The organism is Sinorhizobium fredii, from assembly GCF_002944405.1.
GTDB lineage: Bacteria > Pseudomonadota > Alphaproteobacteria > Rhizobiales > Rhizobiaceae > Sinorhizobium > Sinorhizobium fredii_C.
On record NZ_CP024307.1, the window covers coordinates 792,642 to 809,071 of the forward strand.

At 62.6% G+C, this 16,430-nt stretch carries 19 protein-coding genes; 14 read left to right on the top strand and 5 right to left on the bottom strand.

The features are described from left to right. The first annotated feature begins 7 nt into the window (after window positions 1-7). The 7 genes from NXT3_RS03735 to NXT3_RS03765 all read left to right on the top strand — a co-directional run bounded on the left by NXT3_RS03735 (window position 8) and on the right by NXT3_RS03765 (window position 5,697). Window positions 8-1,012 (top strand): ABC transporter permease subunit, encoded by a 1,005-nt coding sequence (locus NXT3_RS03735; protein WP_037413126.1) that lies wholly within the window; start codon window positions 8-10, stop codon window positions 1,010-1,012. A 10-nt stretch (window positions 1,013-1,022) separates the two neighbouring features. Then, window positions 1,023-1,931, top strand: coding sequence for an ABC transporter permease subunit (locus NXT3_RS03740; RefSeq protein ID WP_037413129.1), 909 nt, complete (start codon window positions 1,023-1,025; stop codon window positions 1,929-1,931). Window position 1,932: 1 nt separating this feature from the next. After that, entirely contained in the window at window positions 1,933-2,787 is an 855-nt protein-coding gene (locus NXT3_RS03745) for an ABC transporter ATP-binding protein (RefSeq protein ID WP_097526371.1), read from the top strand. Next, window positions 2,784-3,611 (top strand): dipeptide ABC transporter ATP-binding protein, encoded by an 828-nt coding sequence (locus NXT3_RS03750; protein WP_037413131.1) that lies wholly within the window; start codon window positions 2,784-2,786, stop codon window positions 3,609-3,611. The genes NXT3_RS03745 and NXT3_RS03750 overlap by 4 nt, the downstream gene beginning before the upstream one ends. 182 nt (window positions 3,612-3,793) lie before the next feature. Next, a complete protein-coding gene (locus NXT3_RS03755; protein ID WP_037413132.1) occupies window positions 3,794-4,138 on the top strand; it encodes a RidA family protein in 345 nt (114 codons plus the stop codon). A gap of 154 nt (window positions 4,139-4,292) precedes the next feature. Further along, window positions 4,293-4,463 carry a hypothetical protein gene (locus tag NXT3_RS03760; protein ID WP_080605498.1) on the top strand — a complete coding sequence of 57 codons (171 nt, stop codon included), beginning with the start codon at window positions 4,293-4,295 and terminating at the stop codon, window positions 4,461-4,463. A gap of 106 nt (window positions 4,464-4,569) precedes the next feature. Next, window positions 4,570-5,697 (top strand): AI-2E family transporter, encoded by a 1,128-nt coding sequence (locus NXT3_RS03765; RefSeq protein ID WP_037413134.1) that lies wholly within the window; start codon window positions 4,570-4,572, stop codon window positions 5,695-5,697. 3 nt (window positions 5,698-5,700) lie between these two features. Here NXT3_RS03765 and NXT3_RS03770 read toward each other — a convergent pair whose 3' ends face one another. Then, window positions 5,701-6,498 (bottom strand): response regulator, encoded by a 798-nt coding sequence (locus tag NXT3_RS03770; RefSeq protein ID WP_104838804.1) that lies wholly within the window; start codon window positions 6,496-6,498, stop codon window positions 5,701-5,703. Between the two features lie 170 nt (window positions 6,499-6,668). Between NXT3_RS03770 and NXT3_RS03775 the strand changes: the two genes are divergently transcribed. Then, window positions 6,669-6,860 carry a NepR family anti-sigma factor gene (locus NXT3_RS03775; RefSeq protein ID WP_104838805.1) on the top strand — a complete coding sequence of 64 codons (192 nt, stop codon included), beginning with the start codon at window positions 6,669-6,671 and terminating at the stop codon, window positions 6,858-6,860. Window positions 6,861-6,958: 98 nt separating this feature from the next. On the opposite strand, the gene NXT3_RS03780 is transcribed toward NXT3_RS03775, so the two are convergent. Together NXT3_RS03780 and NXT3_RS32890 are read right to left on the bottom strand one after the other, a co-directional pair. Then, window positions 6,959-7,210, bottom strand: coding sequence for a YMGG-like glycine zipper-containing protein (locus NXT3_RS03780; RefSeq protein WP_037378934.1), 252 nt, complete (start codon window positions 7,208-7,210; stop codon window positions 6,959-6,961). Window positions 7,211-7,552: 342 nt separating this feature from the next. Then, on the bottom strand, window positions 7,553-7,684 hold the full coding sequence (locus NXT3_RS32890; RefSeq protein ID WP_272939094.1) for a hypothetical protein: 132 nt from the start codon (window positions 7,682-7,684) through the stop codon (window positions 7,553-7,555). 271 nt (window positions 7,685-7,955) lie between these two features. Here NXT3_RS32890 and NXT3_RS03790 point away from each other — a divergent pair, with 271 nt between their 5' ends. The 3 genes from NXT3_RS03790 to NXT3_RS03800 all read left to right on the top strand — a co-directional run bounded on the left by NXT3_RS03790 (window position 7,956) and on the right by NXT3_RS03800 (window position 10,068). Next, window positions 7,956-8,120 carry a DUF1328 domain-containing protein gene (locus NXT3_RS03790; RefSeq protein WP_012706940.1) on the top strand — a complete coding sequence of 55 codons (165 nt, stop codon included), beginning with the start codon at window positions 7,956-7,958 and terminating at the stop codon, window positions 8,118-8,120. A gap of 302 nt (window positions 8,121-8,422) precedes the next feature. Continuing rightward, window positions 8,423-9,676 (top strand): NAD(P)/FAD-dependent oxidoreductase, encoded by a 1,254-nt coding sequence (locus NXT3_RS03795; protein WP_037413146.1) that lies wholly within the window; start codon window positions 8,423-8,425, stop codon window positions 9,674-9,676. 152 nt (window positions 9,677-9,828) lie between these two features. Beyond that, window positions 9,829-10,068, top strand: coding sequence for a hypothetical protein (locus NXT3_RS03800; RefSeq protein ID WP_097539221.1), 240 nt, complete (start codon window positions 9,829-9,831; stop codon window positions 10,066-10,068). Window positions 10,069-10,124: 56 nt separating this feature from the next. Here NXT3_RS03800 and NXT3_RS03805 read toward each other — a convergent pair whose 3' ends face one another. Both NXT3_RS03805 and NXT3_RS03810 read right to left on the bottom strand, forming a co-directional pair. Beyond that, on the bottom strand, window positions 10,125-10,688 hold the full coding sequence (locus tag NXT3_RS03805; RefSeq protein WP_104838806.1) for an MgtC/SapB family protein: 564 nt from the start codon (window positions 10,686-10,688) through the stop codon (window positions 10,125-10,127). Window positions 10,689-10,804: 116 nt separating this feature from the next. Then, window positions 10,805-11,212, bottom strand: coding sequence for a hypothetical protein (locus NXT3_RS03810; RefSeq protein ID WP_097526392.1), 408 nt, complete (start codon window positions 11,210-11,212; stop codon window positions 10,805-10,807). 296 nt (window positions 11,213-11,508) lie between these two features. Between NXT3_RS03810 and NXT3_RS03815 the strand changes: the two genes are divergently transcribed. From NXT3_RS03815 to NXT3_RS03825, 3 genes are all read left to right on the top strand, one after another. Then, a complete protein-coding gene (locus NXT3_RS03815) occupies window positions 11,509-12,648 on the top strand; it encodes a fumarylacetoacetate hydrolase family protein (RefSeq protein WP_179864778.1) in 1,140 nt (379 codons plus the stop codon). Window positions 12,649-12,736: 88 nt separating this feature from the next. Beyond that, a complete protein-coding gene (locus tag NXT3_RS03820) occupies window positions 12,737-13,102 on the top strand; it encodes a UCP034077 family protein (RefSeq protein WP_179864777.1) in 366 nt (121 codons plus the stop codon). A 214-nt stretch (window positions 13,103-13,316) separates the two neighbouring features. After that, window positions 13,317-16,274, top strand: coding sequence for a calcium-binding protein (locus tag NXT3_RS03825; RefSeq protein WP_104838807.1), 2,958 nt, complete (start codon window positions 13,317-13,319; stop codon window positions 16,272-16,274). The last annotated feature ends 156 nt before the right edge of the window (window positions 16,275-16,430 follow it).

Sequence of the window (16,430 nt, forward strand, 5' to 3'; positions counted from 1 at the left end):
TTTGACTATGTTTCGATTCTTGCTGGGGCGCTTGGCAGTGCTGGTCCCGACCTTCATCGGGGTGTCGATCATTGCCTTCTCCTTCATCCGCCTGCTTCCGGGCGATCCCGTGGCGCTGCTTTCCGGCGAACGGGTGATGTCGCCGGAGCGGCACGCCGAGATTTCTCACCAGCTCGGCTTCGACCGCCCTATCGTCGTGCAGTACCTGGATTATCTCTGGGGTGTCGTCCGCGGCGACTTCGGCACCTCGATCGTCACCAAGAAGCCGGTGATCGACCAATTCATGGAGCTCTTTCCCGCAACCGTCGAGCTGTCTCTGTGCGCCATCATCTTTGCCGTCGTCGTCGGTATCCCGGCCGGCGTGATTGCGGCGATCAAGCGCGGTTCCATCCTCGACCAGCTGATCATGGGCACGGCGCTCGTCGGCTTCTCGATGCCGATCTTCTGGTGGGGGCTGCTGCTGATCATCGTCGTCTCCGGCATGCTGCAATGGACGCCGGTGTCCGGGCGCATCTCGCTGATGTTCTTCTTTCCGTCGGTCACGGGCTTCATGCTGATCGACTCGCTCCTGTCGGGGCAGGAGGGGGCGTTCCAATCGGCCTTCAGTCATCTGATCTTGCCGACGATCGTGCTCGGCACCATTCCGCTCGCCGTCATCGCGCGGCAGACCCGTTCGGCGATGCTCGAAGTGCTCTCGGAGGATTATGTCCGCACCGCGCGCGCCAAGGGGCTTCCGACCTTTCGAGTGGTAGGCATCCATGCCTTGCGCAATGCGATGATCCCGGTCGTGACCACGATCGGCCTGCAGATCGGCGTGATGCTGGCGGGCGCAATTCTGACCGAATCGATCTTCTCCTGGCCGGGCATCGGCAAGTGGATGGTAGATTCGGTGTTCCGGCGCGATTACGCCGTCATCCAGGGCGGGCTGCTGATCATCGCCGGCGTCATCATGCTGGTAAACCTCGCCGTCGATATGCTCTACGGGTTGATCAACCCGCGCATCCGGCATTGAGGAGGGCGATATGACCGAAGTTACCGCAACAACCGCCATATCGACCGACCCGTCCCGCCGGGCGCGGCTCGCCGAATTCTGGTACTATTTCTCGGAGAACCGCGGCGCCGTCATCGGCCTCTTCTTCTTTCTTTTCCTGGTAGTGCTGGCGATTTGCGCTCCGCTGGTGGCACCGCATGATCCGACCGTCCAGTTCCGCGACGCGGTACTGCTGCCGCCCTTCTGGCAGGAGGGGGGGCGCGTCGAGTTCCTTCTCGGAACCGACGCCGTTGGACGCGACATGCTTTCGCGCCTCATCTACGGCACGCGCTTCTCGCTGTTCGTCGGCGTCATCGTGACCACATTGTCGCTGAGCGGCGGCATTCTGGTCGGCGTCATCGCCGGCTATTTCCGTGGATGGGTCGACACCGTCATCATGCGGATCATGGACATCATCCTGGCCTTCCCGTCGCTGCTCCTGGCGCTCGTCCTGGTGGCGGTACTGGGGCCGGGTCTCACCAATGCGATGATCGCCATCGCCATCGTCTTCCAGCCCCATTTCGTCCGGCTGACGCGCGCCGCGGTGATGTCGGAGAAGACCCGCGACTACGTCGTCGCCGCAAAGGTCGCCGGGGCGGGGCACCTGAGGCTGATGTTCAGGACCATCCTGCCGAATTGCATGGCACCGCTGATCGTTCAGGCGACGCTCTCCTTTTCGAGCGCGATCCTCGACGCAGCGGCGCTCGGCTTCCTCGGCATGGGCGCGCAGCCGCCGACGCCGGAATGGGGAACGATGCTTGCAGAAGCCCGCGAATTCATTCTGCGGGCCTGGTGGGTCGTGACGCTTCCGGGTCTCGCGATCCTCCTGACCGTTCTGGCAATCAACCTGATGGGCGATGGACTGCGTGATGCTCTCGACCCCAAGCTGAAGAGGTCCTGACATGGCGCTTCTTGAAATCGAAAATCTCGTCGTCGAATTCCAGACGGCTACCGGGCCGTTCCGAGCCGTCGACGGCGTTTCGCTCAAGGTTCATGAGGGCGAGGTCCTGGCGATTGTCGGGGAGTCCGGTTCGGGCAAGTCCGTGTCGATGCTCGCGGCGATGGGGCTTCTGCCCTGGACCGCGAAGGTGACGGCCGACAAGCTCGCCTTCAACGGGCGGGATCTCCTGAAAATGCCGTCGGCCGAGCGCCGCAAGATCGTCGGCAAGGACATCGCGATGATCTTCCAGGAGCCGATTGCGAGCCTCAATCCCTGCTTCACCGTCGGTTTCCAGATCGAGGAAGTGCTGCGCATCCATATGGGCCTCGACCGGACGGCGCGGCGCAGGCGCGCCATCGAGCTCTTCGAGGCCGTCGGCATTCCCGATCCGGGCGAGCGCCTCGGGCATTTTCCGCATCAGATGTCGGGCGGCCAGTGCCAGCGCGTGATGATCGCGATTGCCCTTGCCTGCAATCCGAAGCTCCTGATCGCCGATGAGCCGACGACGGCGCTCGACGTGACGATCCAGAAGCAGATCCTCGACCTGCTGATGAAACTGCAGCAGGAATACCGCATGGGCCTGATCATGATCACCCACAACATGGGTGTCGTCGCCGAAACGGCCGATCGCGTCGTCGTCCAGTACAAGGGTCGTAAGATCGAGGAGGCGGATGTGCTGTCGCTGTTCGAATCGCCGAAGAGCAATTACACGCGGGCGCTTCTCGCCGCCCTTCCGGAAAACGCGACGGGGGACCGGTTGCCGACGATTTCCGAACTTTTCAATGAGCAGCAGACGCTCGAGGGAGCCGCTCGATGACCCACGTTCTCGAAGCCCGCAACCTGGTGCGCGACTATCACATCCCCGGCAGCCTGTTCCGCAAGGCGCGGACCGTCCATGCGCTGAAGGGCGTCAGCTTCACCGTCGACGAGGGCAAGACCCTCGCGATCGTCGGCGAAAGCGGCTGCGGCAAGTCGACGCTCGGCCGCATCATCACCCTGATCGACCCGGCGACCGCCGGAGAGCTGCTGATCGATGGCAATAAGGTGGACATCGCACGCGATGGCCTGACCACGGAAATGCGCCGCAAGGTGCAGATCGTCTTTCAGAATCCTTACGGATCGCTCAATCCGCGCCAGAAGATCGGCGACATCCTTGCGGAACCGCTGGTGATCAACACCAAAGTTCCCGCAGCCGAGCGGCGCGAGCGGGCGATGACGATGCTGAAGAAGGTCGGCCTGGAGGAGAAGCACTACAACCGCTATCCGCACATGTTCTCCGGCGGTCAGCGGCAGCGCATCGCCATCGCCCGCGCTCTGATGCTCAATCCCAAGCTCCTGGTGCTGGACGAGCCCGTTTCGGCGCTCGACCTGTCCGTCCAGGCCCAGGTCCTGAACCTGCTTGCCGATCTGCAGGACGAGTTCAAGCTCACCTATGTCTTCATCAGCCACGACCTCTCGGTGGTGCGCTACATCGCCGACGACGTGATGGTGATGTATTACGGCGAGGCAGTCGAATACGGCAGCCGGGACGAGGTGTTTTCCAATCCGCAGCACAGCTATACCAAGACGCTGTTCGCGGCCACGCCGCGTGCCGATGTTGCGAGCATCAAGGCGCGGCTCGCCCGCAAGAGCGCCGCCTGAGCGGCTCCGAGCGAGCCGAGTAAAAAACCCAGAAAGCCGCGTCTCGCACGGAAGCGCGGCTTGTTGGCGTTCTCATTCCGATCGTGTAGAGCTTCGGCGCCGCCACTTGAATTCCGGCCCTGGCGGCGGGCAGCCGAATTGGCCGGCAATCCCTTGTTCGGCCCAACACCAGGATGACGAATATGGAAATCAAGCGCTTTGAAACCGGCCCGCGGATGAGTCAGGCCGTGGTCTACAACAACACGGTCTATCTGGCCGGCCAGGTTGGCAACGCTGGAGACGATGTCGTCACCCAGACCAAGCAGGCGCTCGCCGAAGTGGATCGTCTGCTAGCGCTCGCCGGCACCGACAAGACGCGCATCCTCTCGGCCACCGTCTGGCTCGCCGACATGGCGGATTTCGCCAAGATGAATTCCGTCTGGGATGCCTGGGTGCCGCAGGGCCACACGCCTGCCCGCGCCACCGGTGAAGCCAAGCTCGCAACGCCGGAATACCTCGTCGAGGTTATCGTGACGGCAGCGCTCTGAGGCGTCGCGTCACACCGCTTCATGTCTCTATTTTGAACGCCGCCGGCTGAACGGCCCGGCGGCGTTTTGCTGTGCGCTGCCGATACCCACAGCCGGAACGATTCTCCTCCTCGAAGCGTTTTTGTGGATCAAACCGCATGTGGAGGAATCGCCCATGGTCTACTGGCTGCCGCGGCTGTGTTTGCTGCTGATCGCCGGGGTGATTCTGGGCTTCGGCCTTTTCCCGCGGACGTCGGAGGAGGTCGCCTACACATTGCTGATAATCCTTGTGGGGCTGGGGCTGCTTTCCGTGACGCTCCACATCTTCCCTCCCGAAAAGCATTGACCGCGCGGCCGTCGAGATCGAGAGGCGGCGAACTGCCCATGATTTCCTCTTGCCGCACTCAGGAAAGAAGCGAGGCAGCGGCAGAGCAGGTTGAAGAGGCGTGTCGATGGACGCCAAAAGTGTAGCGGCTGTCCGGAACCGCAAGCGCAATGCCGACAAGGAAATCGCCTTGGCGGAGGCGACGAAGGCGGCTGCCCAGAAGCGCGACGGCATGGATCTCGTGGTTGCCGGGAGCATCGTCGGGTTGTTCGTCCTGGCTTGCTCTGCAGCCGTTTATACGATGGCGGCGATCCTGATGCCGATTGCCTTCGCCATCGTCGTCGGCATCGTGCTCGGCCGGGCAGCCGATGAGCTGGCGCGTTTCGGTCTTCCGCCGATGCTTGGCGGCCTCCTGCTGGCGCTGTTCTTCGTGCTCGGCTTATCCTCGCTCGTCAATGCGCTGCTGGGGCCGATCACCGAAGTCGCGCGCGAGGCGCCGAGATTGGCCGAAGGCGTAGTGGAACGGGTGCTGCCCTTCATCGAGCGCTTCGAGTGGGGACGGATTGCGCTTGAGCGAAGCATCGGCGCCGCCGCCTTCGCGGACGTCATCGTCAAGAATGCCGGCCCGATCCTCGGCGCCGCCGCGGCGAGCGTCACGCCGGCGCTGATCCAGACGCTGATCTTCCTGGCCGCCCTCGTGCTGTTCCTGCTCGGCCGCGTCCACTTGCGCAGCACCATCATCCTCGCATTTCCGAGTCGCGAGGGGCGCTTGAGCGCGATCCGCATCATGAATGCCATCGAAGACGGGCTGGCGCGCTATTTTTCCACGGCGAGCCTGATTTACCTGGCGCTGGGCGGCTTCACGATGATGATCGCGCTGATCGGCAGTTTGCCGATGCCGCCGCTCTGGGGACTCTTCGCCTTCGTTTCGAGCTTCATACCCTATCTCGGGGTCACGTTCATGACGCTGTCGCTGCTCGTGGGCGGCCTGATGATCCATGATGCCCTGGTCGCAGCGCTCGCGCCGGCCGCCGGCTTCTTCCTCATTCATCTCGCCATGGAGAATCTGGTCGTGCCGGCGATTCTGGGGCGACGCTTTGAAATTAATCCATTCCTGATCTTCGTCGCGATTCTGTTCTGGACCTGGATGTGGGGCGCGGTCGGGGCGATCCTCGCCATGCCGCTCTCGCTGATCGCCATGACCATTTTCGAGCAGCTGCGCGAGGCGACGCCCGAACCGCAACTGCCGGGCTGAAGGTCAGCGCGCGCGTGCGTGCGCTTGTTCGTCGAAGAACAGCGCCTGGCTGATCAGCGCCTTGACCATTTCCGGATTGAAGGGCTTCGTTACGAGGAAGGCAGGCTCCGGCTTGTTGCCCGTCAGCAACCGCTCGGGGAAGGCGGTAATGAAGATCACCGGAACGGCCGCCTGCGTCAGGATGTCGTTGACCGCGTCGATACCGGAGCTCCCGTCGGCCAGCTGTATATCCGCGAGAATCATCTTGGGCGACGTCTGGCGATAGATGTCGATCGCCTCGCGATGCGTGCGGGCGATGCCCGTCACCCGGTGCCCGAGGCTCGTCACCATGTCCTCGATGTCCATGGCGATAAGCGGCTCGTCTTCGATGATCATGATGTCGGTGGCCACCTGGCGGGAAATCTCTTCCGACGCACTGGCGAGGAGCTTGGCGAAGGCGCCCTGGTCGACGGACATGATTTCCGCCGCTTCGGCGCTCGAAAAGCCTTCGACGGAGACGAGCAGGAATGCCTGTCGCGGCGCGGGCGCGATCAGCGACAGATTGGCGGCGGCCTTCTGTTCCCAGGCAAAGGGAGAGGTCAAATTGGCCCGGTCGACCTCCAGCTTGTCGAACAGCGAGCAGAAGAGCTTGTAGAGGCTGATTCGGTCGTTGGACGCCGAAGGGAAAAGGCTGATGTCTTCGATCAATGCCTCCAAGGTGGCTGCGACATAGGCATCGCCTGCCGCTTGCGAGCCGGTAGCGGCGCGCGCGTAGCGCCTGAGATAAGGAAGATGTGGCGCAATCCTGGTGGAAAGTGACATTTAGGCCTTCCTAAACTATTGTGCATAAAGTCGCACTAATGGGGTGGCATGACGCAGGATACGTCAATGTTGTGCGCGCGTCTTGCGAATTCAAGAAACGGATTGCAGACGACGAGATACGAATGGAAAACCGCCGGAGGATTTGAGCCTTCGGTATCCGGGACTGAAAAATGAACGATCAATCCAACCGTCGTCCGGGAGGCAAATCGGCCACCGGAGCCACGAAAAGCGATGCTAATGGCATCGTGGTGTCCCGCCTGAGAGCGCTCTATCAGGCTGTCGAGTCCGAGGCTGTGCCACAGCAATTTATCGATCTTCTCCGGCGCCTCGACGAGGCCGAGAGGGCGCAGTCGGACGATTGACGAAGGATCCGGCAGGCCCTCGCTTTCGAGAGGGCCTGTGCCTCGACGGAAATGGCGAAGCTGTCGACGCGAAATCGATCCGCTTCGCGGCGGCCGCATCAGCAACGCGCGGTATAGCGGCGGCCGTAGCGGTCGCGATAGACGCAATACCCGGGCTCGCTCGCGCGCCCGATCAGCGCGCCAGCTACGCCGCCGACCGCCGCGCCGACCGCGGCGCCGCGGACATCGTTCGAAATGGCCCCGCCGATGATGCCGCCTGAAGCGGCGCCGATCGCTGCACCCCTTTCCGTTTGCGTGCACGAAGCAGCAAGGGGAAGAATTACGCTGGCGACAAGAAGGATCTTCTTCATGGTGCTTTCCTATCCGAGGTTGGTTGAACGAAAAATGGGCGCGGGGCGGTCGAAACGGCGCGGAATGAAGCTCTCAAGGAATAAATTCGAGATGGTCGGCAGCCACCATAAGGCGGGAGAATCGGCTTCTGCCGGAACCATCAGGACAGGCGCGGCGAAGGCTTGCAATTCGCGACTCCCTTGTACTGCCGCCGTTGCGGCGCGCGTTATCGTTGTCAGAACGCCGTCTGACGCCTTTTGTTCCGCGTGGCCGGGACGTGCTACGCTCGGTTGTTGCCGCCGTCCTGCCTGGGGCCGGAATCTGAGCTGCGTCAAAACGTTTCTTGAGGAGAATGGTCGCGCCTAGCTGTGGCGCTTGCCCTCACACTGCTCCAGGTTTTCAAGCAGCGCCTGAAGCCGCTCGTTGCCCTTTTCTTCCGTGTGCATTTCGAGATCGCGCAAAGTCCTGCCGATGTGCAGATTATGAACACTCATATCCGTCTCGGGCCGGGTGATCTCTGTCACCGTCTTGAGTATATGTCGCGAAGGTATCTTCATATCTTGCCTGAGGAACTCTGTTTTCCGGAGAACGCCAAGTCCTGGCGAAGGTTCCGGTCGTAATGACCCGCGACGCAATTGCGGATTGTTTTTCCTGTCCCTGGCTAAACACATGGTTTCCGGCTGGTTAACGGGCGCTGCCGCGAAACCGGAACAAAGCCGAGCGGCAGAGCGTTTGGATTCCAATTCCAAGGCAAGGAGATAGCAAATGCTCTACTATGCCCTCATCTTTCTTGTGGTCGCCATCATAGCCGGCGTTCTCGGCTTCGGCGGCATCGCCGGCACCTCGGCGGGAATCGCCCAGATCCTGTTCTTCCTGTTCCTGATCTTCCTGGTGGTCTCGCTTGTCATGGGACTCTTCCGACGAACCTGACGAGAGCCTTTACGGAGCGGATCGCTTGCGCTCCGCGCCAGTTCTCAAGACATATCTTGCTTTAAAGGGTGAGGCTTCAAGCCTCACCCTTTTCCTTGGCAGCTTTGCCGTCCCTTGCCCCGCCTGGCGCGCTTGGCTATTCATGCGTGTATCATCGGGGGCGACGCTCATGAAATCACTTGAACTTTGTCGACGAGCCCGGGCGCCCTCTGTCTCGGGTCCTGCTGCCAAGGTTTCCCGAGATAGGGAAAGCTAAATGCGTGACGCATGGATCGAACGGGGCGAAGGAACGGGCATCGTCTATGAAGACTGACATAGTGGTATTGGGCGCCGGGATCGTCGGCATTTCGACCGCCATTCACCTGGCGCGGCGCGGCAAATCTGTGGTGCTTCTCGATCGTCGCGGCGCGGGCGAGGAGACTTCCTACGGCAATGCCGGCCTGATCCAGCGGGAGGGGGTTTTTCCCTATGGCTTCCCGCATGATTTCGGTGCGCTTTTCCGCTACGCGCTGAACAACACCATCGATGCCAGCTATCACTTTCGCGCGCTGCCGAGCCTGGTGCCTTTCCTGGCGCGGTATTGGTGGCACTCGGGCTTCACCCAGCATCAGCGGATCGCCCATCTCTACGCTCCGCTGATCGAGAATTCGATCGCCGAGCACAGCGATCTGATCGACGCATCCGGCGCCGGCGACCTCATCCGCAAGGACGGCTGGATGAAGGTGTTCCGCACCGAGAAGGAGCGCGACGCCGCCTACAAGGATGCTGAACGGCTCTCGGCCGGGTTCGGCGTCAATCACCAGAAGCTCTCGACAAGCGAGCTGAAGACCATGGAGCCCTCGATCCAGGTGGAACTGGCCGGCGGGCTGCGCTGGACGGATCCCTGGTCGATCCGCGACCCGCACAGCCTGAACAAGGCCTATCTCGGTTATTTCCAGTCCCTCGGCGGCCGGCTCCTCTCGGGCGATGCCGCAACGCTTGAACATGTTCTCGAGGGGCCCGGCTGGCGCGTCGCGACGCCGGAAGGTCCGCTCGAAGCCCGCCAGGTGGTTGTTGCCCTCGGCCCCTGGGCCGACACGGTGACGCGCAAGCTCGGTTATCATTTCCCGCTTGCGGTCAAGCGCGGCTATCATATGCACTATGGCACCAAGGACGGTGCACAATTGAACAATTGGGTGCTGGACGAGGAAATGGGCTATTTCCTGGCGCCGATGCTCCGCGGCATCCGCCTGACGACAGGGGCGGAATTCGCGCTCCGCGACGCACCGAAGACGCCCGTGCAGCTGACCCGCGCGGAGCGCGTCGCCCGCGAATTCTTCCCGCTCGCCGAACGGCGCGACGAGGAGCCATGGATCGGCGCTCGACCCTGCACGCCCGACATGATGCCGATCATCGGCAAGGCCCCCAGGCACGAGGGGTTGTGGTTCGCTTTCGGGCATGCCCATCACGGAATGACCCTCGGCCCGGTCACCGGTCGCGCGCTTGCAGAAGCGATCACGGGCCAGAAGACGGTGATCGACCTTGCGCCCTACAGGCCAGACCGCTTCCTCGCGTAAATTTCTCGGCCTTCCGGAGCGATTTTTTTGCTCCAGTGGAACTTAAGCGGCGGAGGCGTGTTTCTCCCGCGGCTGAAAGGAAAGGTTCGGTGCGTCCGTTCTCTGCCTTGCAGCCAGCCGCCCCAGCCGGCGGGCGAGGGAGGGCCGCTTCAATGAAAAAGCAGACGATCGAATTCGCCGGCGAGGCCGTGGGCGCGCTGATCCCAGACAATGGGCAATTGCGTTTCGTCGCGGTTAAGTACAGCGTGTGGTCTCTCGATGGTCGGATCTTTGCGACCTCCGAGGAGGCGCTTCGAGCGGTCGCCTCGCTGCATGTCTTGCGGCAGAGGGAGCCGGTCGGGGCAGGGCCGGTGCCGACTGGGGGCAGTGAAACGATGGTCAGCGCCTGCTAGGTTTGACAGGCCGAAGCGCTCATCTCGCTCGGCCACGTAGGCCACAGACTATTCTCTCATCGACTTCGTTCGCCCGATCCCGAAGGTGCCCCGGCAGCGTCTTTCCGGCGAGGTTCGCTGGCGCCGTCCTCTTCACCTTCGGGCGCCTTCCATTGCAGCGCCACCTCCATGCGGCCGAGGATGAAAAGGACGATGAGGCTGGCCACCGCGGCGAAGGCAGCAATCAACCAGAAGCCGAAGCCGATCGACAGGCCGACGGCGCCGGCAAGCCACATGCCGGCGCCCGTCGTCAGGCCTTTGACCTCGCCCTTCGAGAACACGATCATGCCGGCAGCCAGGAAGGCGACGCCTGCGGTTACCGCTTCGACGACGCGGATCGGATCGATGCGGACCTCCGGGCCCGACAAGCTCGTCATGTGCACGCTCTCTACCGCGACTACAGCGAAGATCGCCGAAGCGAGACTTACGAGGATATGCGTCCTGAGACCCGCGGGGCGCTGGCGTTTCTCCCGTTCGATGCCAATGAGGGCGCCAAGCAAGATTGCTCCGCCCAACCGTGCGAATATGACCGGATAGGGGGTGCGAGTCCCAACGAGGATGTCGGCAAGGATCTGGTCCATGAATGTGCGGATCGCGGTAGTGGATTGCAAAGCCAAGGCGACACTGCGCCGGAGCGGCGGAACTCAGATCAGGGGGGCGGAGAGCCTCCTCTCCGCCCGAAATCGTCGCGTTCCGGTCACTGGGCCGGAGGCGTCTGCGTCTGCGGCTGCGGTGCCGTTCCTTCAGGTGCCGTTCCTTCAGGTGCCGGTGCCGGCGCCGGGGTAGTCGGCTGAGGTTGCGTTTCAGCGGGTGTCGTTCCCCCTGGCGTTGCCGCGGGCGGTGTTGCCTCTCCGCTTGTGGCGGGTTGGTCGGTCGCGGGCTCCGTCGTGGTCGTCGTCGAGGAGGTGGGAGTATCCTCCGCATCCCTGGTCAGTTCGGCCGGCAACCAAGCAATCAGCGCAAGCACGAGACCGGCAAGCAGTATGACGAGCAACGGCCAGGTGCTTCGGGCGGCGCGCTCCTCATGCACTTCGGGACGCGGCGCTGGCTGTCCTGTAACCGGATCGACCGGAGGCCTATCCTTCAACTGGTCGTTTGGGTCCATGGCAGTATCATCCTTTCTGGCCATCGTCCCTTCGGCGCCAGCATCTGGCGGCTATGATTCCCCAAATCAGCGAGGACTTAAGGAGGGGCGTTCGACCATCGCAAGTATAATTTAGAGCCTCACCATCGTGGATGGAGAGGCGCTGCAATATTAAACGCGCGAAATATTGCAAGGTTCCGTTGCGGTCCTTTTGAAACACACACCTGTGCTGGTAGAAGGTCCTTTACAGAGCGCGCGTTCGACTGCAAGAACTGAAACGGGAATGCACCGGACGGGCAAGCACGGGAGGCATACGAATGACCACGAGCTATGAAAATGGAACCTTCGTCGGACGTGCGTGGCGCCCGGACGTCGAAGGGCCGAGCCTTGTGACCGTCCGAGCGGGAGAATTGATCGACATCACCTCGAAGGCGGTGCCAACGATGCGCGACCTCCTCGAGCTTTCCGATCCCGTCGCCCATGTCCGTTCGGCCTCCGGAGAGGCCATCGGCTCCGTCGACGCCGTCATGGCCAAGACGGAGCCGGGCCGGGACAAGGTCCATCTTCTTGCCCCTTGCGATCTTCAGGCGGTCAAGGCCTGCGGCGTCACCTTCGCCCGCTCGATGATCGAGCGTGTCATCGAGGAGCGCGCTGCAGGCGACGCCGCACGGGCCGAGACGATCCGCACGCGGATGACGGCGATCATCGGCAACAGCCTGAGAAACCTGAAGGCCGGCTCGCCGGAGGCAGCCGATGTCAAATCCGCGCTGATCGAGGAGGGCGTCTGGTCGCAATATCTTGAGGTCGGCATCGGCCCCGATGCCGAGGTCTTCACCAAGGCCCAGCCGCTCTCGGCGGTCGGCTTTGGCGCCGCGGTCGGCCTGCATCCGATTTCGCGCTGGAACAACCCGGAGCCGGAGATTGTCCTTGCTGTTTCCGGCGACGGGCGCGCCAAGGGTGCGACGCTTGGCAACGATGTCAATCTGCGCGACGTCGAGGGACGCTCGGCGCTGCTTCTCGGCAAGGCCAAGGACAACAACGCCTCCTGTTCGGTCGGCCCCTTCATCCGCCTCTTCGACGAGACCTATGCGATTGACGACGTGCGCAGCGCCGATCTCGATCTGCTGATCGAGGGCCCGGACGGCTTCCGCCTTAAGGGCGCCAGCACGATGCGCGAGATCAGCCGCGACCCGCTCGATCTCGTCACCCAGACGATCGGCCCGCACCACCAGTATCCGGATGGGCTTATGCTGTTCATGGGGACGCTCTTCGCTCCGGTCGAGGATCGCGGCGAGCCGGGCCAGGGTTTCACGCACAAAATCGGCGACGTCGTTACGATCTCGAGCCCCGCCCTCGGCAGCCTCGTCAACACGGTTCGCCTTTCCACCGATTGCCCGCCCTGGACCTTCGGAGCTGCATCGCTGATGCGCAATCTTGCGAAACGCGGCTGGCTTTAGCGCGAGGAGATGGGCGATTGCATCCGGGCGCCGTCCGTCGCAATCTCTGGCGGCTGGATTGATCGTTCATTCAGGGCTGGGGGTCGAAATGAAAGTCGCCTTCGGGTTGGCCGCGGTTAGCCTGTTCGTCGCAGTCGCGGCGCATCCGCTGCGCGCCGAACCGTTGCGGACCATCGAGGAGGTAAGCAATGCGCTCGGCAAATGCTGGACTCCTCCCGCCGGCATCAGGGATTCCTTCGTCACGCTCAAATTCGGCTTCCGCGGCAACGGCACGCTGATGGGCCCGCCTCAGCCGACGGCGATCCGCGTCACCGGAGACGCAGACCAGCGCAAGGCCTTCGTCGCCGCCGCGACGGCGGCGCTCGAGAACTGCGTGCCGCTGGACTTCTCCCGGGAACTCGCCGACGAAATCTCGGGCAACGTGTTTACGCTGCAGTTCTATTCGGCGGACTGACGGAGGGGACTTGCGGGCTGAGGCGGCTCCGCCAAGCCCAAGCACTGAACCGTCGCTGGCAAGTGCACTCCGCCATGGCCGACGCTGCTGCAGACGCCCGCGGCTACAACCTATCGATTGCAGACCTGTTACCGCAGGAACAACTCCCGGCTCTCCCGCAGATTAGCTAATGGTCACGCCAGATCGGCGTAGCAACCCAACTGTCGAGGGAGCCATGAGCAAGAAAGTGAAGTCCATAGCGCCGCCTCAGGCGATGCTCGCGCTTGATCCGTTGGCCGCCGGGTATACCATACCCGGCGTCGGCGACCAGACGGTGAACGGCGACGGCGGCAGCAATTTCATCAGCACCGGCTCCGGTTCGGACACGATCGATGGCGGTCTTGGCGCCGACACGATCAAGGCTGGCACCGGCGACGACGAAATTCTCAACCAGAGCCCCGCGGGCCTGCTTGGCGACAAGATCGACGGCGGCCTCGGCTTCGACGTGCTCGGCATCGATTTCAGCGGATCGAGCAAGGGCGTCTCCTTTGCCGCCTTCGACCCGATTGTGACGAAGGCGGTTCTCGGCGCCACCATCCTTAATGTGGAAAGGTTCGAACTCGCGGGCAGCAATTTCGCCGATACGTTCACTGGCGGTCGCTGGAACGACTGGTTCGAAGGCGGCGCCGGCGCTGACGTTCTGAATGGCGGCATTGGCAAGGACTGGCTCGAGGGAGGAGCCGGCAGCGACAGGATCTATGGCGGCAACGGCGATGATTCTGTGCTGGGGGATGCGGGCGACGACTATCTCTCCGGCGGCTATGGCATCGACTGGCTTTCCGCCGACGAGGGCAACGACACGCTGCTCGGCGGCGCCGGTGGCGACTATCTCTACGGCCATTCCGGCAATGACAACATCAAGGGCGAAAGCGGCACCGATACCATCTCCGGCGGCTCCGGCCGGGATGTCATAGACGGCGGTTCGGAGGACGATTATCTCGCCGGCGACGGCGATGACGACACGGTTCTGGGTGGCGCAGGCAACGATACGATCCGGCACAGCATCGAAAGCTGGGCAAGCGACGGCAAGGACGTGCTCGACGGCGGCGTCGGCTACGACGAGGTCGAGCTGAGCGGTCTCTCCGGAACCTTCACCGCCAAGTCCTCCTCGACCAAGCAGACGCTTTCCAACGGCACCACCATAATCAATTTTGAAGCCTACACGATTTACGGCTCGGACACGGCCGACTGGTTCACCGGCTGGACCGGCGCCGATACGCTTTCAGGGAAATCAGGCAACGACACGCTCGTCGGCCTCGGCGGCAATGATCATCTCGATGGCGGCCTCGGCAGCGACAGTCTTGATGGCGGCGAGGGAAATGACCTCCTGATCGTCGGCAGCGGCGGCAAGGACACGGTAAAGGCCGGCAGCGGCAACGATTCGGTCTGGATTGATCGTGCCGACATCCACAGCGGACTGACCTTCACCGTTTCCGGTACAACCGCAAAGCTTTCCGATGGAACGGTCGTCACCGACGGCGAGAGCTTCACCATCGACACCGGCAACGGCAGCGACGTCATATCGGCGGGCACCGCGGCATATCTCAACGTCGACGCCGGCAGCGGCAACAACAGGCTGACCGGCGGCAAGGGCGGCGACAGCTTCTACAGCACCAGCGGCAGCGACACCGTCTCGGGCGGAGACGGCGACGACCGCATCATCGACAACGGCGGCGGCACCAATAGGCTCGATGGCGGCAACGGCAACGACTACATTTCCGCAGAGGCGGAGACGGGGACGGCATTGACGATCATGCTCGGCGCCGCGGGCGGCGACCAACTGAGCGTCAACTACGCGGGCGGCTCGACGGCGGGTCGGTTCTCCGTCGACGGCGGATCGGGAACCGATACGCTGTGGATCAGCCGATATGACAGCACGAAGAACCTGTCCTTCGTGCTTTCCGCAAACGCGACGCTGGTCAACGGCGACGTCACGGTAAAAAACGTCGAAGTGGTCAACTTCATTTCCGGTCAGGGTCACGACACGCTGACGGCCGGCAACCTTGACGACGATCTCAACGGCATGGGCGGCAACGACACGCTCAAAGGTCTTGGCGGCAATGATGAGCTGACCGGCTGGACCGGCGCCGACAAGCTCTATGGCGGCGATGGCAACGACGTGCTTTGGGGCAGCGGCGGCATCAAGGACAGCAATGCCGACAGCCTTTATGGCGAGAAGGGCAATGACATTCTCAACATGAATGCCGGCGACTATGCCTCCGGTGGCGATGGCTTCGACCGAGCTGTCATCGAGTTCGGCGAAGAGACGTTCGACGTGTCCTTCGTCTTCGGCAGCGGCCTCGTCAAGGTGAACGCCAACACCTCCTTCACCGGTATGGAGGCGCTCGAATATGTGGGCGGTTCGGGCAAGGACACTGTGACCGGCAGCACGCAAATCGACTATCTCGAAGGTGGGCTCGGAAACGACGCGCTCAGGGGAGGCGGCGGCAATGACTATCTGATCGACGGGAAGGGCAATGACAGGCTCTATGGCGATGCGGGCAACGACACCTTCGACCGCTTCAGTGATGAGACCGGCACCGACTATTTCGATGGCGGCTCCGGTGTCGACACGCTGGAATTCGACATCGTGTCCGACCGCGCGGTCATCATCGACCTGGAGAATAGTGCGAAGAACGGCGGCGTGGCGACGGGGCTAACGCTAGTGAGCATAGAAAACGTGGTCGGGCAGAATAAAGAAGACACAATCCTCGGCAACGGCGTCGCCAATACACTGAAGGGTGGAATGGGTGACGACCGGCTCGACGGTCGCGCCGGTAACGACAAGCTCGAAGGCGGCGCCCACGGCGACCTGCTGACGGGCGGATCGGGCGCGGACCATTTCATCTATGTCACCGGGGATGCGATCGGCTCCGGCGACCAGATCACCGACTTCAAGCGCGGCGAGGACAAGGTTGTCATCGACAAGGATGTGTTCGGCTTTATCGCGCTGGTGCTCTACTCCGGCAACGACCTCAAGGCGACCGGCACGGCCGCGCAGTTCTTCTTCGAGACGGACAATGGCCGGCTCTGGTACGACGCCGACGGCACCGGCAACGAGGCCGATGCCGTGCTCATGGCGACCTTGGACAAGGTTACCTCACTTGCCGCCACCGACTTCCTTCTGGTCTAGAGCGCCGCGCGCTATTTGAACGCGCAAAGGACGCTCTAGCACTTTGAATCTAGAGCATCCTTTCTGCTTTCAGTGGTTCCACTTGAACGCAGGATGCTCTCTAGACGACCCATGAATCGCTGCCGGGGCCGCCGAAATGCATGGCGGCCCCTCACC

Excerpts from the sequence above, each read along its gene's own strand:
- NXT3_RS03735 (WP_037413126.1), top strand. The coding sequence starts at position 8 with ATGTTTCGATTCTTGCTGGGGCGCTTGGCAGTGCTGGTCCCGACCTTC.
- NXT3_RS03740 (WP_037413129.1), top strand. The coding sequence starts at position 1,023 with ATGACCGAAGTTACCGCAACAACCGCCATATCGACCGACCCGTCCCGC.
- NXT3_RS03745 (WP_097526371.1), top strand. The coding sequence starts at position 1,933 with ATGGCGCTTCTTGAAATCGAAAATCTCGTCGTCGAATTCCAGACGGCT.
- NXT3_RS03750 (WP_037413131.1), top strand. The coding sequence starts at position 2,784 with ATGACCCACGTTCTCGAAGCCCGCAACCTGGTGCGCGACTATCACATC.
- NXT3_RS03755 (WP_037413132.1), top strand. The coding sequence starts at position 3,794 with ATGGAAATCAAGCGCTTTGAAACCGGCCCGCGGATGAGTCAGGCCGTG.
- NXT3_RS03760 (WP_080605498.1), top strand. The coding sequence starts at position 4,293 with ATGGTCTACTGGCTGCCGCGGCTGTGTTTGCTGCTGATCGCCGGGGTG.
- NXT3_RS03765 (WP_037413134.1), top strand. The coding sequence starts at position 4,570 with ATGGACGCCAAAAGTGTAGCGGCTGTCCGGAACCGCAAGCGCAATGCC.
- NXT3_RS03770 (WP_104838804.1), bottom strand. The coding sequence starts at position 6,498 with ATGTCACTTTCCACCAGGATTGCGCCACATCTTCCTTATCTCAGGCGC.
- NXT3_RS03775 (WP_104838805.1), top strand. The coding sequence starts at position 6,669 with ATGAACGATCAATCCAACCGTCGTCCGGGAGGCAAATCGGCCACCGGA.
- NXT3_RS03780 (WP_037378934.1), bottom strand. The coding sequence starts at position 7,210 with ATGAAGAAGATCCTTCTTGTCGCCAGCGTAATTCTTCCCCTTGCTGCT.
- NXT3_RS32890 (WP_272939094.1), bottom strand. The coding sequence starts at position 7,684 with ATGAGTGTTCATAATCTGCACATCGGCAGGACTTTGCGCGATCTCGAA.
- NXT3_RS03790 (WP_012706940.1), top strand. The coding sequence starts at position 7,956 with ATGCTCTACTATGCCCTCATCTTTCTTGTGGTCGCCATCATAGCCGGC.
- NXT3_RS03795 (WP_037413146.1), top strand. The coding sequence starts at position 8,423 with ATGAAGACTGACATAGTGGTATTGGGCGCCGGGATCGTCGGCATTTCG.
- NXT3_RS03800 (WP_097539221.1), top strand. The coding sequence starts at position 9,829 with ATGAAAAAGCAGACGATCGAATTCGCCGGCGAGGCCGTGGGCGCGCTG.
- NXT3_RS03805 (WP_104838806.1), bottom strand. The coding sequence starts at position 10,688 with ATGGACCAGATCCTTGCCGACATCCTCGTTGGGACTCGCACCCCCTAT.
- NXT3_RS03810 (WP_097526392.1), bottom strand. The coding sequence starts at position 11,212 with ATGGACCCAAACGACCAGTTGAAGGATAGGCCTCCGGTCGATCCGGTT.
- NXT3_RS03815 (WP_179864778.1), top strand. The coding sequence starts at position 11,509 with ATGACCACGAGCTATGAAAATGGAACCTTCGTCGGACGTGCGTGGCGC.
- NXT3_RS03820 (WP_179864777.1), top strand. The coding sequence starts at position 12,737 with ATGAAAGTCGCCTTCGGGTTGGCCGCGGTTAGCCTGTTCGTCGCAGTC.
- NXT3_RS03825 (WP_104838807.1), top strand. The coding sequence starts at position 13,317 with ATGAGCAAGAAAGTGAAGTCCATAGCGCCGCCTCAGGCGATGCTCGCG.